General features: G+C 74.2%; 13 protein-coding genes and 1 pseudogene. 7 read left to right on the top strand and 7 right to left on the bottom strand.

Going from position 1 to position 15,472, the window contains the following annotated elements:
* Positions 1–180: 180 nt before the first annotated feature.
* Positions 181–638, top strand: a pseudogene (locus BLU82_RS03220) (IS5 family transposase); the annotation flags it as partial.
* A 129-nt stretch (positions 639–767) separates the two neighbouring features.
* Positions 768–1,310: a dihydrofolate reductase family protein gene (locus BLU82_RS03215; RefSeq protein ID WP_157740527.1), complete on the top strand. Its 543-nt coding sequence runs from the start codon at positions 768–770 to the stop codon at positions 1,308–1,310.
* A gap of 282 nt (positions 1,311–1,592) precedes the next feature.
* On the opposite strand, the gene BLU82_RS03210 is transcribed toward BLU82_RS03215, so the two are convergent.
* Together BLU82_RS03210 and BLU82_RS03205 are read right to left on the bottom strand one after the other, a co-directional pair.
* Positions 1,593–3,368, bottom strand: a complete 1,776-nt coding sequence (locus BLU82_RS03210) for a DEAD/DEAH box helicase (RefSeq protein ID WP_092615527.1) — start codon at positions 3,366–3,368, stop codon at positions 1,593–1,595.
* 132 nt (positions 3,369–3,500) lie between these two features.
* Complete coding sequence (locus tag BLU82_RS03205) at positions 3,501–4,952, bottom strand: MFS transporter (protein ID WP_197682710.1); 1,452 nt, start codon at positions 4,950–4,952, stop codon at positions 3,501–3,503.
* A 63-nt stretch (positions 4,953–5,015) separates the two neighbouring features.
* On the opposite strand from BLU82_RS03205, the gene BLU82_RS03200 reads away from it, so the two are divergent.
* From BLU82_RS03200 to BLU82_RS03190, 3 genes are all read left to right on the top strand, one after another.
* Positions 5,016–5,276: a DUF3039 domain-containing protein gene (locus BLU82_RS03200; protein ID WP_069113033.1), complete on the top strand. Its 261-nt coding sequence runs from the start codon at positions 5,016–5,018 to the stop codon at positions 5,274–5,276.
* Between the two features lie 80 nt (positions 5,277–5,356).
* A complete protein-coding gene (locus BLU82_RS03195; protein WP_092615524.1) occupies positions 5,357–6,373 on the top strand; it encodes a C2 family cysteine protease in 1,017 nt (338 codons plus the stop codon).
* The gene (locus BLU82_RS03190; RefSeq protein ID WP_092615521.1) at positions 6,360–6,662 is read left to right on the top strand and encodes a hypothetical protein; all 303 of its coding nucleotides are present in this window, start codon (positions 6,360–6,362) and stop codon (positions 6,660–6,662) included. The genes BLU82_RS03195 and BLU82_RS03190 overlap by 14 nt, the downstream gene beginning before the upstream one ends.
* Here BLU82_RS03190 and BLU82_RS03185 read toward each other — a convergent pair.
* The 5 genes from BLU82_RS03185 to BLU82_RS03165 all read right to left on the bottom strand — a co-directional run bounded on the left by BLU82_RS03185 (position 6,659) and on the right by BLU82_RS03165 (position 12,132).
* Positions 6,659–7,312, bottom strand: a complete 654-nt coding sequence (locus BLU82_RS03185) for a response regulator transcription factor (protein WP_092615517.1) — start codon at positions 7,310–7,312, stop codon at positions 6,659–6,661. The two genes, BLU82_RS03190 and BLU82_RS03185, sit on opposite strands and share 4 nt — an antisense overlap.
* A complete protein-coding gene (locus BLU82_RS03180; protein ID WP_157740525.1) occupies positions 7,309–9,237 on the bottom strand; it encodes a histidine kinase in 1,929 nt (642 codons plus the stop codon). Before BLU82_RS03180 ends, BLU82_RS03185 begins: the two co-directional genes overlap by 4 nt.
* Positions 9,238–9,335: 98 nt before the next feature.
* The gene (locus BLU82_RS03175; protein ID WP_092615511.1) at positions 9,336–10,022 is read right to left on the bottom strand and encodes a hypothetical protein; all 687 of its coding nucleotides are present in this window, start codon (positions 10,020–10,022) and stop codon (positions 9,336–9,338) included.
* Between the two features lie 104 nt (positions 10,023–10,126).
* Entirely contained in the window at positions 10,127–10,699 is a 573-nt protein-coding gene (locus BLU82_RS03170; protein WP_092615508.1) for a YqgE/AlgH family protein, read from the bottom strand.
* On the bottom strand, positions 10,699–12,132 hold the full coding sequence (locus BLU82_RS03165) for an NAD-dependent malic enzyme (RefSeq protein WP_092615505.1): 1,434 nt from the start codon (positions 12,130–12,132) through the stop codon (positions 10,699–10,701). Before BLU82_RS03165 ends, BLU82_RS03170 begins: the two co-directional genes overlap by 1 nt.
* A 190-nt stretch (positions 12,133–12,322) precedes the next feature.
* On the opposite strand from BLU82_RS03165, the gene BLU82_RS33970 reads away from it, so the two are divergent.
* Together BLU82_RS33970 and BLU82_RS03160 are read left to right on the top strand one after the other, a co-directional pair.
* Positions 12,323–12,472, top strand: a complete 150-nt coding sequence (locus BLU82_RS33970) for a hypothetical protein (protein WP_157740523.1) — start codon at positions 12,323–12,325, stop codon at positions 12,470–12,472.
* 53 nt (positions 12,473–12,525) lie between these two features.
* Positions 12,526–15,465, top strand: coding sequence for a helix-turn-helix transcriptional regulator (locus BLU82_RS03160; protein WP_197682709.1), 2,940 nt, complete (start codon positions 12,526–12,528; stop codon positions 15,463–15,465).
* Positions 15,466–15,472: the final 7 nt, after the last annotated feature.

Genomic DNA, 15,472 nt, shown 5'->3' with positions numbered 1-15,472 from the left:
ATCGCCGCCATGACCGCGCCGCGATCGCCGAGGCCGCTGACCAAGCCAGGCTGTCTGGTGACGGCGGCGCTGCTGGTGCGGATGCTCGGGCGGTACCGCCACGAGCCCGGCCACCCACCGTGATCGTCGACGACCCGGGGTTCCCGGTTCAGGGCGTTCAGCGATGAGGAGTGGGCACGGATCGAGCCGTTGCTTCCGTCGAATGTGGGCCGCAAGGGCCATCCCTTCGGGGACAACCGCAGGGTGGTCGAGGGCATCGTCCACCGCTACCGAACTGGGATCCCGTGGCGCGATCTGCCCGGGGGTCGGTACGGGCCCTGGCAGACCGTGTGGAAGCGGCACCGCCGCTATGCCGCCGACGGCACCTGGGACCGGGTGCTCGCCCAGATGCTGGCCGAGGCCGATGCGGTCGGAAAGGTCGAGTGGACGGTGTCGGTCGATGCGACGATCGCGCGGGCGCACCAGCACGCGACGAACACCCGGCGTCCCGATCAGGACACAGGGGGCTTCATCGAACTGCAGAGAATCTGCCGTTCGAGCACTGTGAACCCGCAGGTCACGGCGTTGGTCGCTCATGTGGTGGGCTGACCACGAAGATCCATCGTGCTGTCGATGGCAAGGGCCGGCCGTTGGCGATCTGATCGTGCCTACTCCACCGGCGTGATCCGCAGCGAGCTGGGCCGGCGGCCGGATCACTGCTGTCATCCCCCGCCGCAGCGATCAGTTCCGCCGCCGACGCCGGTCTCACAGGTATGGATGCCAACCCAGTGGTTCTCCGGCACAGTCTGTCCCTCGACGGCTACGGCGCGGTGGCGCCCGGCGTACCAGAGGACGTCCTCGTCGAGTACGACGAGGACGAGGAATTCATCGCCTACATGGGCGACCTGCTCGGCCGGGCCGGGGTGCACGCGATGGGCTCGAAGACGTACGGGGACATGGCGGGCTACTGGCCGTACCGGACCGGGCCCGAGGCGGACGCGATGAACCGGATCCCGAAGGTCGTCTTCTCCCGCCGGCCGATCGAGACCCCGTGGGACACCACGACCGTCTGCTCCGGTGACCTGGCCACCGAGATCGGCGATCTGAAGGAGCGGGGTGTCGGGCCGATCATGGTGCATGGCGGGGTCCGGTTCGCCCAGTCGGTGGTCGCGGCCGACCTCGTCGACGAGTATCACCTGATGGTCGGGCCGGTCGCGTACGGCGCCGGTGGTCCGCTGTTCACCACGTTCACCAGGCTGAAGCTGGTCGACGTGAAGTCCTTCCCGCGCGGCAATCTCGCGCTGACATACGTCCGTCCCGACGCCGGGTGACCGCGCCGTTCTGAGGGCCGACGCTGGACTGTCCCGACCCGCTGCAGCTGGTCGAGGTCTACCGCGGATCGCCGGTGGTTCGCTGACCGTGATCACCGACGCGGTCGTCGAGCTGAGCCCGTTGGCGGTCAGCCTCGGCTTCCAGCGCGACCCGGTTCTGGTGCACCCGCGCCACCGCACGCCTCGACGGCGGCAGAGTCCTGCTCGGCCAGCTCCAGCCGCCCCCGTCGACGACCGGGCGGCGGGCCGCAGCAGCAGTCCGTCAAAGGCCGTGATGCCGCCCTAGCCGCGGGCGATGGCCCAGGCGCGGATGGTGTCGATGCGCTCCTGGATCTCCGCGGCCGTGGCCAGGGCGGCCGGCGGGCCGCCGCAGCTCTTGCGCAGTTCGGTGTGGATGACGCCGTGCGGCTTGCCGGTGCGGTGGTGCCAGGCGCCGACCAGGCCGTTGAGCTCGCGCCGCAGCATGGAGATCTGCTCGAACACCGCGGGGTCGCGGCCGCCGTCGCTCTGGGGGTCGTCGGAGCCGGCGGGCGCCGCCTCGCGGGCGGCCTGTTGCTCGGCCTGGCGCCGGCGCAGCAGCACGGCCACCTGGTCGGGCTCGAGCAGGCCCGGGATGCCGAGGTAGTCGGCCTCCTCGGCCGAGCCGGCGCGGGCCTGGGTGCCGAACTCGCCGCCGTCGTACAGGACGCGGTCGAACGAGGCGTCGGAGCCGAGCGCCTCGAACGGCATGAGCTCCTCGCCGTCGGCAGGGTCTTCGCGCTGGGCGGCCTCCATGAGCGCCTCTTCGGCCGCCATCGGGTCGTCGTCGGCGCCCGGCGGCTTGCCGAGGACGTGGTCGCGCGAGACCTCCATCTCGCCCGCGTACGACAGCAGCGTGGGCACCGTCGGCAGGAAGATCGACGCGGTCTCGCCGCGCTTGCGCACCCGGACGAAACGGCCGATCGCCTGGGCGAAGAACAGCGGCGTCTGGGTGGCCGTGGCGTAGACGCCGACCGCCAGCCGGGGGACGTCGACGCCCTCGGAGACCATGCGGACGGCGACCATCCAGCGGCTGTCGCCGTCGCTGAAGTCGGCGATCTTCTTCGACGCCTTCGGCTCGTCGGACAGCACGACCGTGGGCGACTCGCCGCAGACCCGCTTGAGCAGCGCCGCGTAGGCCCGGGCCGACTCCTGGTCGGTGGCGATGACCAGCCCGCCGGCGTCGGGCACGTGGCGGCGCACCTCGGTCAGCCGGGTGTCGGCCGCCTGCAGGACGGACGGGATCCAGTCGCCGTGCGGGTCGAGCGCCGTGCGCCAGGCCTGCGCGGTGATGTCCTTGGTGAGGGGGTCGCCCAGCCGCGCCGCCACTTCGTCGCCGGCCCGCGTGCGCCAGCGCATCTCGCCGGAGTAGGCGAGGAACAGCACCGGCCGCACGACGCCGTCCTTGAGCGCCTCGGCGTAGCCGTAGGAGTGGTCGGCGACGCTGCGCGGGATGCCCTGGACGTCGGGCGCGTAGGTGACGAACGGGATGGGGTTGATGTCGGAGCGGAACGGCGTGCCCGTGAGCGCCAGCCGGCGGGCGGCGGGGTCGAACGCCTCGCGGGTGGCCTCGCCCCACGACATGGAGTCGCCGGCGTGGTGCACTTCGTCGAGGATGACCAGCGTGCGGCGGTTCTCGCAGCGCGCGCGGTGCAGCATGGGGTGCGCGGCCACGCCGGCGTAGGTGACGGCGACGCCGGTGAAGTCGCGGCTGGTGCGGGCCGTGCGGCCGCTGAAGGCGGGGTCGACGGTGATGCCGACCTTGTCGGCGGCCTCGGCCCATTGCCGCTTCAGGTGCTCCGTCGGCGCGACGATGGTGAGCTGGTGGATGACCTTGCGGGCCAGCAGCTCCGCGGCGATACGCAGCGCGAACGTCGTCTTGCCGGCGCCGGGTGTGGCGACGGCGAGGTAGTCGCGCGGCTCGCGGGTGAGGTAGTCCTCGAGCGCCGCCGCCTGCCAAGCGCGCAGGCGCCCCGCGGTTCCCCACGGGGCACGATCGGGATAGGCAGGAGGCAGGTGCTCAGCGGCCGAAGTGCTCACACATCTCCCGTGACGTCGACGTCGTGTCATGGCGCGGCGCATCGGCGGCGTTGCCGACACCGGGCGTCGGCCCGGGCACCTCGTCGAGCCTAACGGCCGGGACCGACAGCCCGTGACCGGACGCGCGCAGACTCACCCGGCCGGCTCCGCGGCGGGCCCGGCCGGCTGGGGCGGGTCGGCCGTCAGGCCGGTCGGCGCCGCCTCGGACGCCGTGCGCACGCGGCCGGCGGCCCACGCGCCGAACAGCGCCAGCGCGGCCATGACCCCGATGATCACCAGGTACACCCAGTTGTCGACGGTGGTCTGGGCGATCGACTCGGCGTGCGCCGAGCCGAAGATCGTGCCCGCCAGCCCGACGAACGTCGCTGTGAACAGGGCGTCGCTGACCTGCAGCGCCGCCGAGTTCGCCCCGTGGTCCGCGACCGGCGACAGCTGGAACAGCAGCACGCTCATGCTGGCCGTCGCGATGCCCATGCCGAACGCGCCGACCGCCCAGCCGATCATGACGACGAACGGCGGGACCGCCTCGATCAGCGCCAGTGACACACTGCTGATGGCCAGCGCGACGAACATCCCGCCGGCCCGCACCAGCAGGTAGCGCGGCGCGACGGTGCGCGTGCGGCCCTGGTACCACGAGCCGGTCGCCCAGCCCAGCGCGCCGCCCGTCAGCGACAGCCCGGCCAGCGTCGACGACATGCCCCGCTCGGAGACCAGCAGCAGCGGCAGGAACGTCTCGGTGCCGAAGAACGCGCCCGCGTAGATGCCGCGCAGGGCGACCACCGTGGGCAGACCCCTGCGCAGCCAGATGGTGCCCGGCGGCAGCAGCTTCGGCACGCTCGGCACCAGCAGCACCAGTCCGGCGGCGGCGAACGCCAGCGCGACGAGGTCCGCGCGCGAGCCCGCGTACTGCAGCAGGCCGACCCCGACCGCCGCCGCCAGCGCGAACCGCTTCTTCCCCGCCCGCCGCGCCGCACCGCCCGGCGGCGGCCCGTCGACCGCCTTCGCCGACGGCAGCGCCAGGAACACCGGGATCAGCACCAGCGGCGCGATGCCCAGGAACACCCACCGCCACGACACCTCGTCCGTCAGCAGCCCCGCCACCAGCGGCCCGACGATGGACGGGACGACCCACGCGGCGGCCATGCCGGCGAAGATCTTCGGCCGCAGCCGCTCCGGGTACGCCCGCCCGACCACCACGTACAACGCGACGATGACCAGCCCGCCGCCCAGCCCCTGCGTCGCCCGTCCGGCCAGGAACGGCCACATCGACTGCGCCGACCCGGACAGCAGCAGCCCCACCGTGAACGCGGACGTCCCCAGGATCAGCGGCAGCCGCGGCCCCGTGCGGTCGCTCAGCTCGCCGGACACGACCATGCCGAACAGGCTGGTCGTGAAGAACGCCGAGAACGCGAACGCGTAGAGCGCCATGCCGTCGAGCTCGGGCACCGCCGTGGGCATGGCCGTGGCGACCGCCATCGACTCGAACGCGATGAACACGACCGTCGACACGATGCCGACCGACAGCCGCCGATACGCCGGGCCGAGGATGCCCTGCGCCACCTCGTCACCCGACCGCTCTGTCACGAGCGAATCATAGCGACGCTGCCGACATGTGCGGTTGTGCGCCCAATCCGTAGACTGGGCGGGGTGAGCACCCAGTTGACCCCCGGCAGCGACACCATCGAGGACCGCCGTACCCAGCCCACCAGCGGCGACGGCGACCACGAGCGGTTCTCGCACTACGTGCCCAAGGACAAGCTCACCGAGGCCATGATCAACGGCACTCCCGTCATCGCCCTCTGCGGCAAGGTGTGGGTGCCCAGCCGCGACCCCCAGAAGTACCCGGTCTGCCCGCAGTGCAAGGAGATCTGGGAGTCCATGAAGCCCGGCGGCGGCGACAAATCCTGACCGTCGTGTCACATTCGGGTCGCCCGAAGCACCCATAGGAGGTGTGAGAGCGACAACGACGACGGCGTCCGGGTCCGGCCGTGGCTGAGCGGCCCCTCCGTGCGGCCGTCCAGGCCCTGACGACGCTCCGCGCCGAGGTGGGCGCGGAGTTCGACGCCGTGCGCGCGGCTGTGGTCGGGCGGGCGGAGGGTGTGGCGCGGGCCGCGGGCATCGCCGGCGTCCGCCCGGCCGGGGAGCCGGCGACGGAGCTGGCCCGCCCGCTGGCCGCCGTCGTCGACGACGCCGCCGGAGCCGTCCGCCACACCCTCGACGCCGAGGTGGCGGCGCTGCTCGCGCTGCTGCACCACGCCCCGTCCGCCGCGGCGGCGGGCGAGCCGTCCGCCACGCCCGGCCGGTCGCCGGAACCCCCGCTCACCGGCGGCGTCCGGTACGCCGCCCACCCGCTCACCCTCCCCGCCGCCGTCGGCGCCGGGTTCGCCCGCCAGGGCGCCATCAGCGACTGCCACCTCGTCGCCGCCCTGTGCACGGTGGCCGGGCGGGCGCCGTGGCTGCTGCCGGCCGTCACCGCGGCCGGCGACGCCGTGCTGGTCGACGTGCCGGGGCGGCGTTACCGGCTGCGTCCCACGCTGCCGGTCGACGACACCGGCGGCGGGCTCGCCTACGCCCGCTCCCCCGACGGCTCCACGCTGGTGCCGTACGTCGAGAAGGCGTTCGCCGTCTACGGCGGCGGCTACCCCGCGCTGGCCCGCGGCGGCCTGCCCGCCGAGGCGCTGCACTGGCTCACCGGCCGGCCCAGCTACCTGCTGCGGGTGCCGAAGGCCGGCGACGACATCGTGGCGGCGCTGGTCGAGTCCGCTCAGCCGGCGGTCGCCTGCAGCCGCCCGTTCGGCCACGGCGACGACGCCGGCGCGGCGGCCGCCCTGCGCTACCGCCTCGCGCCGGTCGCACACGCCTACGCCGTCCTGGGCCTCGACGCCGACCGCCGCGTCCTGCTGCACAACCCGTGGGGGCTGCGGCATCCGCGGCCGGTGCCGCTCGACGTCTTCTGCCGGCTGTTCACCCGCATCGACTGGTGTGAGGCCGATGACGACGGCTGACTCCGGCGAGCCGCCCACCCGGGTCCGCGTGCGGCTCGGCTACCCCGCCGCGGCCGGCGCGGCCGCCGTCACCGTCGTCGGGGTCGACGCCCCGCGGGTCTGCCTCGGCGTCGACGAGCCCGGTGGCCGCCGCACCACCGCCTGGTACGCGCCCGGCCACGTGCTCACGGCCGGCGGGGTGCGCTGGCGGGTCGTCCGCACCAGCCCGCCGCCCCGGCTCGCGCCCGACGCACCGCCCGGCAGCGCCGGCGACCACGTCGTCGCCGTCCTGGTCAGCATCGACGGCTAGGGTGTGTCTCCCGGGTCTCGGCCCAGGCCCTCGTCGCGCGCCCTGATGATCGCGGCGGCGCGGTCCGGGAGGGCGAGCTTGGTCAGCACGTTCGACACGTGGTTGCGCACCGTCTTGGGGCTCAGCACCAGCCGCCGGGAGATCTGCGTGTTGTCGAACCCCCGGGCCACCAGATCGAGCACCTCGCGTTCCCGGTCCGACAGCTCCGGGAACGGCAGCCGCACCGCGGTCCGCCCGGCGGTCAGCGTCGCCATGGCCCGCGCGGCCACCTTCGGGCCGAGGATCATCTCCCCGTTCGCGACCGCCCGCACGCCGCGCTCCACCTCGTCGGGCGACGCGCCCTTGAGCAGGTAGCCGCTGGCTCCGGCCCGCACCGACGCGACCACCGACTCGTCGTCCTCGCGCATCGTGATGACGAGCACCCGCAGCCGCGGCAGCCGCCGCACCAGGTCGCGGGTCACCTCCACGCCGGAGTCGTCGCCGAGGTGCAGGTCCATCAGCACCACGTCCACCGACTCGCCGACGGCCTCGTGCGCCTCCTGCGCCGACGCCGCCTGCGCCACCACCTCGATGCCGTCGAGGCTGTCGAGCAGGGCGACCATGCCGAGCCGGAACACCGGATGGTCGTCGACGACCGCGACCCTGATCATGAGGCCACCTCCTTGCTCGGGAACCACGCCAGCACCACCGTGCCGCCGCCGTCGCGGGCGCCGACCTCGACGTAGCCGCTTTGCTCGGCGGCCCGCTCGCGCATCGACCGGCTGCCCACGCCGGGCACCGCGTCCGGCGCCACCCCGGCGCCGTCGTCGGCGATGGTCAGCCTGATGCCGCCGTCGTGCGGGCACGCCTCCACCCAGGCGCGACGCGCGTTGGCGTGCCGGCTGACGTTGGCCAGCGCCTCGCTGACGATGCCGTACGCGGCGGCCGCCTGCGTGGCCGACAGCGTCTCCACCTGCTGCGTGCACACCGACAGGTCGATCCCATCCTCGGCGTACCTCGTCACGAGCTCCTCCAGCGCCGGGGCGAGGCCGAGCTCGTCGAGCACCGGAGGCAGCAGGTGGTGCGAGAGCGTCCGCACCGCGTCGACCCGCTGGTCCAGCTCGGCCTGCAGCGCGCCGAGCAGCCGTTTCCCGGCCGCGACGTCGGTGTCGAGCAGGTTGCGCGCACCCTGGAGCCCGAGCCGCAGGCCGGCCAGCGACGGGCCCAGGCCGTCGTGGATCTCGCGCCGGATGACGCGGCGCTCCTCCAGCCGCGCCGTGGCCACGCGGTCGCGCAGCTGGTCGACCGAGGCGGCGGCCCGGGCGACGGCGACGGCGGTCGCCACGACCGCCGCGAGGTCGCGCAACGTCGACTGCGCGCGGCCGTCCAGCGCCTCGCCCGGCGGGACGGTCAGCTCCAGCCGGCCGACCTCCTCGCCGCGATGGACCAGCGTGACGGTCTCGACGGCGGTCGTCGGCCGGCCCCAGCCGATCGCGGTGTCGCCGTCGACCTCGATCCGGACCGACTCCAGCCGCATCGACCGGCCGATGTCCTCGGCCAGCCCCCGGAGCAGGTCCTCGACCGAGCCCGCGTCGCCGAGGTGGGAGCCGAGCCGGACCACCTGAGCCGGGTCGGCGGCCGGACCGTGCACCAGCCGGTGCACGCGGGTGGCCAGCCACATCCGCAACGGCTGCACCGCGACGGCCACCGACCCGGCCGCGACCAGCTGGGCCACCCCTTGCCCCGGCACGACGCGGCCGACCAGCAGCGCGACGACGAGGTACAGGGCGAGCAGCCCGCTGGTGAGCAGGCCCGCCAGCACGGTGCGGCGCACGGCCAGGCCCAGCCCCCACAGCTGGTTGCGCAGCACGGCCACCAGCACCGCGGCCGGGAACACCGCCTGCGAGAGCAGGTGCAGCACCGGCGTCGACCAGTACGGGATGTCCCAGTCGAAGAGCAGCGGCACGAACGACACCGCCAGGATCGCCGTGCCCAGCGCCAGCCAGCCCAGGCCGTTGCGCTCGTCCTCCGGCCCGCGCCGGTGCCGCCACTCCGTCTCCGCGGCCGTGACCAGCCCGAGCACGACGGAGGCCGCGAACAGCTCGGTGGCCGGCCAGTCCGGCGCGACGACGTTCACGACGCTCAGCGCGGCCGCGACCACGGCGCCCGCGACGACGCCGGCCCAGGCGAGGCCGAGCGGGTGGTCGCGGACCAGCCAGGGCACGACGAGGAAGAGCGCCATGGTGCCCGGGACCCAGGCGATGCCCTGCAGATCGGCGATGGCGGCGATCGGATCCGGGCCGCCTGGCCGTTCCGACCACCAGGCGAAGGCGTAGCCGAACCCCGCCAGGCCGCCACCGACCGCCGCGACCGCCAGCAGGATCGGCACCGGATGCAGCCGCCGCCGCAACGTGATCGCGGCGACGGTCCCGTAGACGCCGGCCACCGTGACGTCGACGACGAAGAACCAGAGGTTCGCGTCCAGCGGCGGCCGGGCGAGGACCAGCAGGACGGTGGACAGAACGGCCAGCGCCCAGGCGGCCACGGCGATCGCCGTGGCCACCCAGGCTCGGGTCCTGCGCAACGTGTCGGGCATGTGCTCGGCACTCCCCCTCTCGGGCCGGCCCCCCGGCGTACGGCCCGCTGACGGAAGGGTCCCACAGCATGCGCCGCGACCGCGGTGCGCAGGCGTCGTCACGTCCGGCTCCGGTCCCCCCAGACGAAGCCGGCCGCGACGACGAGCACCAGGACCGGCCCCGTCATGCCGGCCATGTACTGCAGCGGCGAGATGCCGAGCAGCAGCGTGAGTCCGCCCAGGACCGCCGCGACCCAGCCGATCCAGCGGGGCGCCGCGGCGTGCCGCAGGGCGGCGACGGCCAGCGCGGTCCCGGTGATCCCGGCGCCGACCCAGAGCCACGGCAGCGTGCCGATCCAGTGGCCGAACACCACCGCCGCCTCGGGCACGAGCGCCGCTTCGTCGTCAGCCAGCGCGAACGCGAACTCGGTGTTGAGCCCGGTGCCGATGAGCCCGGCGACGGACGTCAGCAGCAACCCGAAGGCGGCGACGTCCGGCAGGACGCTGTCGGCCGGCGCCTGCGCCCTGAGGCGGCGGCGCAGCCCGGCCGCGAAGACCACCAGCAGGACGGTGGCCAGCATCATCGTGACGTGGAACACCACGATGTTCGGGACGAAGTCGCGCAGACCCGCCAGGATCGCGGCCGCGTCGCCCTGGGTCTCCTCGTCGTAGACCGCGGAGACGCTCATCGACGCCTGGATGCCGGCGACGCCGGCCAGCCCGGCCAGCACGCCGGTGTAGGCCCAGACGCGCGACACCGCCGTCGTGGTCTCCTGGGTGGTGCCCGTTGCCAGGCTGGTACTCATCGTTCTCCCCCTCGTCGGTGCGTTGACGAGGAGAGCGTGCCGGGGGCGCCGTCCCGGCCACTACGGCATTCTGTCCCGATCCGCCGGGCGATCGCGCCGGGACGTCAGTTCATCGACGGGTCGGCGGGGAAGGTCGCGATGAGGGCCAGCTGGCCGCCCTGACGGCGCAGCACCACCGGCCACAGGTCCTGCGCGTCGGTGCGGAACGCGTCGCCCGGCTCGGAGTCGACGACGTACCACGACCCCTCGTCGATCTCTCCCTCCAGCTGGTCAGGCGCCCAGCCGGCGTACCCGGCGAACACCCGCATCGCCGTCACCGCGGGCTCGATGATCTCGGCCGGGGTGTCGAGGTCCACGACGCCGAGCCGGCCGCGCACCCGGCGGATGCCCAGCGGCTCGTCGTTGCCGCCGACGGCCACCAGCCCGAGCGCGCTGTCGAGGCTGACGGGGCCGCCCTGGAACACCACGCCGGGCTCGGAGACCACCGAGATCCACCGCGGCAGCACGTCACCGACCAGCACCTCGGTCGGCTTGTTGACCATGACGCCGAGGGCGCCGTCGCCGTCGTGCGAGAGCATGAGGATGACCGCCCGGTCGAACGTCGAGCCGCGCAGCGACGGCGCCGCCACGAGCAGCTTCCCGGTCAGCTTCCCGGCGCCCACGGGATCGGCGTCCATCACACGGGGATGGCCGGGAAGTCGCCGGTCTCCTCGGCCACGCGCCTGATGGTCTCGACGCTGCCCCGCACCGCCTCGGCCACCGCGTCGGCGACGCCGGAGTGGAACACGCTGGGGACGATGTACGACGGGTTGAGCTCTTCGTCCTTGACGGTGGCGGCCAGCGCCGCGGCGGCGGCCAGCATCATCTCCGTCGTCACCGACCGGCTGCGCGCGTCGAGCAGGCCGCGGAAGACGCCGGGGAACGCGAGCACGTTGTTGATCTGGTTCGGGTAGTCCGACCGCCCGGTGGCGACGACCGCGGCGTACTCGCCGGCGGCCCGCGGGTCGATCTCGGGCTCGGGGTTGGCCAGCGCGAACACGATGGCGTTGGGCGCCATGGTGGCGACGTCGGCGGCGGTGAGCACGTTCGGCGCCGACACCCCGACGAACAGGTCGGCGTCGCGCACGGCGTCGCGGAGGTCGCCGGTGACGCCGCGCGGGTTGCACTGCTCGAGGTACCAGCTGGGTACGCCGGTGAGGTCGGCCCGGCCGGGGTGGATGACGCCGTTGATGTCAGCGGCGACGATGTCGGTGACGCCGGCCGCCACCAGCAGCTGCGCGATGGCGTGGCCGGCCGCGCCGGCGCCCGACATCGCGACGCGGATGGAGCCGATCTCCTTGCCGACCACCTTGAGCGCGTTGTGCAGCGCCGCGAGCACCACGATGGCGGTGCCGTGCTGGTCGTCGTGGAAGACGGGGATGTCGAGCAGCTCGCGCAGCCGCGCCTCGACCTCGAAGCAGCGCGGCGCGGAGATGTCCTCGAGGTTGATGCCGGCGAAGACCGGCGCGATGTTCTGGACGGTGCGGATGATCTCGTCGACGTCCTGGGTGTCGAGGCAGATCGGGAACGCGTCGATGCCGCCGAACCGCTTGAACAGCGCCGCCTTGCCCTCCATGACCGGCAGCGCCGCCGTGGCGCCGATGTTGCCCAGCCCGAGCACGGCCGACCCGTCGGTGACGACGGCGACGGTGTTGCGCTTGATGGTCAGCCGGCGGGCGTCGTCGGGGTTGTCGACGAGCGCCTGCGACACCCGGGCCACGCCGGGGGTGTAGATGAGCGAGAGGTCGTCGCGGTTGCGGATCGGGACCTTCGACACGACCTCGATCTTGCCGCCGAGGTGCACGAGGAAGGTCCGGTCGCTGACCTTGCCGATGGCGACGCCGGGCACCGAGCGAAGCGCCATGACCAGCTCGCCCGCGTGCGCCGACGACGTAGCGGCGCAGGTGACGTCGACCTGGATGCGGTCGGCGCCCGATGCGGTGACGTCGAGTGCGGTGACGAGCCCGCCCGCCTTCTCGACGGCGGCGGTGAGCTGTCCGACGGACGAGCCGCCCGCGGGCACCTCGAGCCGGACGGTGATCGAGTAGGAGACGCTCGGAACGCTGACCACGGTGACCCTTCTTGCCGAGAGGTGAGCAGGTCCACCGTAGTTGATCCGGCACCCGCGAGATCCCCTTACTCCCCCGGTCGTGGCGGGTAAGGGGTCGCCGCCGCGCGGGGTGTGCGTGGTCGCCCGATGCCGCGGGCCCGCCCTCAGCACGAGTCTCGACGGTACGAGGCCAGGACCGGGGAGGCAGACCATGATCGACAGCATCCGTGCCGAGCTCAGTTACCGCCAGGAACGCGTCCGCCGCGACGCCGTCACCACCCGCCGCGGGCCGCGCCGTGACGTCGTGCCCGCACCGCAGGCCGTCCGCCCCACGGCGCGCCGGCCACAGCCGGTTCGCTGACCGGCGGAAAAATGCCCGCCACCTTGTCGGAGGGGTATGCGAGCATCGGTGTCGTGCCAAGGCTCGGAACCGGTGTCCCGTTCACCGCGCGCAGCGGCGAGTCCGCCCAGCTGCGCGCGGCGCTCCAGCGCGCCCGCGGCGGCACCGGCGGCGCGGTGCTGCTCTCGGGCGACGCCGGGGTCGGGAAGAGCCGGCTGCTCACGGAGTTCCTCGCCGAGGCCGAGGCCGCCGGCGCGCACGTGCTGCTGGGCCGCTGCGTCAGCGTCGGCGAGGCCGGGCTGCCGTACCTGCCGTTCAAGGAGGTCGTCGAGCAGCTGCGGCGGCTCCGTCCCGACCTCGTCGACGCCCGGCCGGCGCTGGCCGGGCTCATCGGCCGCGCCGCGGCCACCACCACGCGGTCCGGCGAAGAGACCGACCTCGGTCAGCTGCAGCTGTTCGACGCCATGGTCACCGTCCTGGCCGAGCTGAGCGACGACGCGCCGGTCGTGCTCGCCGTCGAGGACCTGCACTGGAGCGACGCCTCCAGCCGCGACCTCCTGTCGTTCCTGGTGTCGCGGCTGGCGGCGCAGCGGTTGCTGGTGGTCGCCACGTACCGGTCCGACGACCTCCACCGGCAGCACCCGCTGCGGCCGCTGCTGGCCGAGCTGGTCCGGCTGCCGGTCGTCGAGCGGCTCGACCTCGCGCCGTTCGGACCGGCCGACGCGCTGGCGTTCGTCGAGGCGCTGGCCGACGGCGGCATCGACCCCGAGTGGCTGGCCGACGTCGCGGCGCGGTCCGAGGGCAACGCGTTCTTCGCCGAGGAGCTGGTGGCGGCCAGCGCCACGGGCCCGGCCGGCGGCATCCCCACCGCACTGGCCGACGTCCTGCTGTCGCGGGTCGAGACCCTGAGCCAGGCCGCCCAGCGCGTCGTCGGCGCCATCTCCGTCACCGGACGCCGCCACGTCGGGCACGCCGCGCTGCGCTCCGTCATCGACCTCCCCGACGGCGACCTCGACACCGCGCTGCGCGAGGCGCTGCAGCACCACATCCTCGTCACCGACGACCACGGCGGCTACACGTTCCGGCACGCGCTGCTGCGCGAGGCCGTCTACGCCGACCTCCTGCCGGGCGAGCGGGTCCGGCTGCACGCCGCCTACGCGCGCCGCATCGTCGAGCTGCAGCAGGACGAACTCGCCGGCGCGCTCGCCTACCACAGCCTGCGCAGCAACGACCTCCCCACGGCGCTGGCCGCGTCGGTGAAGGCGGCCGACGACGCCATGCGCGTCGGCGCGCTCGCGGCCGAGCTGCGCTACGTCGAGCAGGCGCTGGAGCTGTGGCCGGGGGTCGACGACCCCACGGCGCGGTCCGGCGTCGACGAGCTGGCGCTCACCCGCAAGGCCGCCTACGTCGCCAGCGCGGCCGGGCACCCCGAGCGGGCCGTCGCCTACGCGCAGGCCGCGCTCGAGCTCGCCGACCGCGACGCCGACACCGTCACCCGCGCCGACGTCCGCCGTCAGTTCACCGAGACCCTGCTGGCCAGCATCCGGTGGCACGAGGCCGAGCAGGTCATCGAGGACGCCTGGGCGCTGGTCGAGGCCGAGCCGGCCAGCCGCACCCGCGCCTGGGTGCTGGCGCTGCGGGCGCGCACCCGCCTGGCCAGGGAGAACGAGCTCTCCCGCCAGTTCGCCGAGCAGGCCATCGCCGACGCACGGGCCAGTGGCAGCGTCAGCGCCGAGTCCGACGCGCTCATCACGCTCGCCTTCAACGACCTCCGCGCCGGCGCCGTCGAAGACGCCTGCGCGCTGTTCGAACAGGCGCGGCAGAACGCCGTCCGGGTCGGCGCGGCCAACGTCGAACTGCGGGCGTCGTTCAACCTCGTCACCACCCGGTACGAGCAGGGGCGGCTCGACGAAGCCGGCGCCATCGCCGACGCCGCCGGCGCCCGCGCCGCCGAGCTGGGCCTGACCTGGAGCGCCTACGGCCTCGAGCTACGCTGGATGGGCGCCATGGTCCATTACGCCCGCGGCAGCTGGGACGAAGCGCTCGCGGCCGCCAGCCCGCCCGGCGAGCAGGTCTCCGACACCATCTCGGCGCTGCTCGCGGCGTCGGCGGCGATCATCGAGGTGAGCCGCGGCCGGTTCGACGAAGCGCAGCGCGACCTCGACCGCATCCGGCCCGAGTGGCACCGCGACGGCCAGATCGCCCAGCTGGCCGGCATCGCGGGCATCGAGATGGCCGGCTGGCAGGGCCGCCACCACGACGCCGCGCGGATCGCCGACGACGCCATCGCGTCCATGCGCAAGGGCGACGACGACTACTGGCCGCTCGGCGGCATCCGGCTGGCCACGTTGGCGCTCGGCTCGCTGGCCGACGTCGCGGCACAGGCCCGGCTCGACCACGACGACGCGGCCGAGGCCGCCGCCGTCGCCGAGGGGCGGAGGTTCGTCGAGCACGCCCGCACCACCGCCGAGCGCGGCATCCCGCGCGCCGACCGCCTCGGCGCCGAGGGCCTGGCGTGGCTGGCCCGGCTGCGCGCCGAGGAGTCCCGGCTCACCGGCGCCGCCGACACCGAGGCGTGGCGCGCGGTCGTCGAGGCGTTCGGCTACGGCGAGCCGTTCCACGTCGCGCTGGGCCGCTGGCGGCTGGCCGAGGCGCTCGTCACCACCGGCGACCGCGACGCCGCCGCCGTCGAGCTGGCCGCCGCCCACGAGGCCGCCGAGCGGCTGGGCGCGCAGCCACTCGCCGCCGCTGTCCGCGACCTCGCCCGGCGGGCCCGCGTCGCGCTGCCCGGCACGGTGCTGCCGAGCGCCGGCCTGCTGACTCCGCGCGAGCTGGGCGTGCTCGAGCTGGTGGCCCGCGGCTACACCAACCGCAAGGTCGGCGAAGAGCTGTTCATCAGTGAGAAGACGGTCAGCGTGCACCTGTCGCGGGTCATGACGAAGCTCGGCGCGGCCAGCCGCACCGAGGCGGTGTCGATCGCGCACCAGCGCGGCCTGCTCGCCGACGCCGGCTGACGCCTGG

Source organism: Jiangella sp. DSM 45060 (assembly GCF_900105175.1).
Taxonomy (GTDB): domain Bacteria; phylum Actinomycetota; class Actinomycetes; order Jiangellales; family Jiangellaceae; genus Jiangella.
The sequence above is the reverse complement of the archived record's forward strand: the minus strand, read 5'-3'. Positions and strand labels throughout refer to the sequence as shown.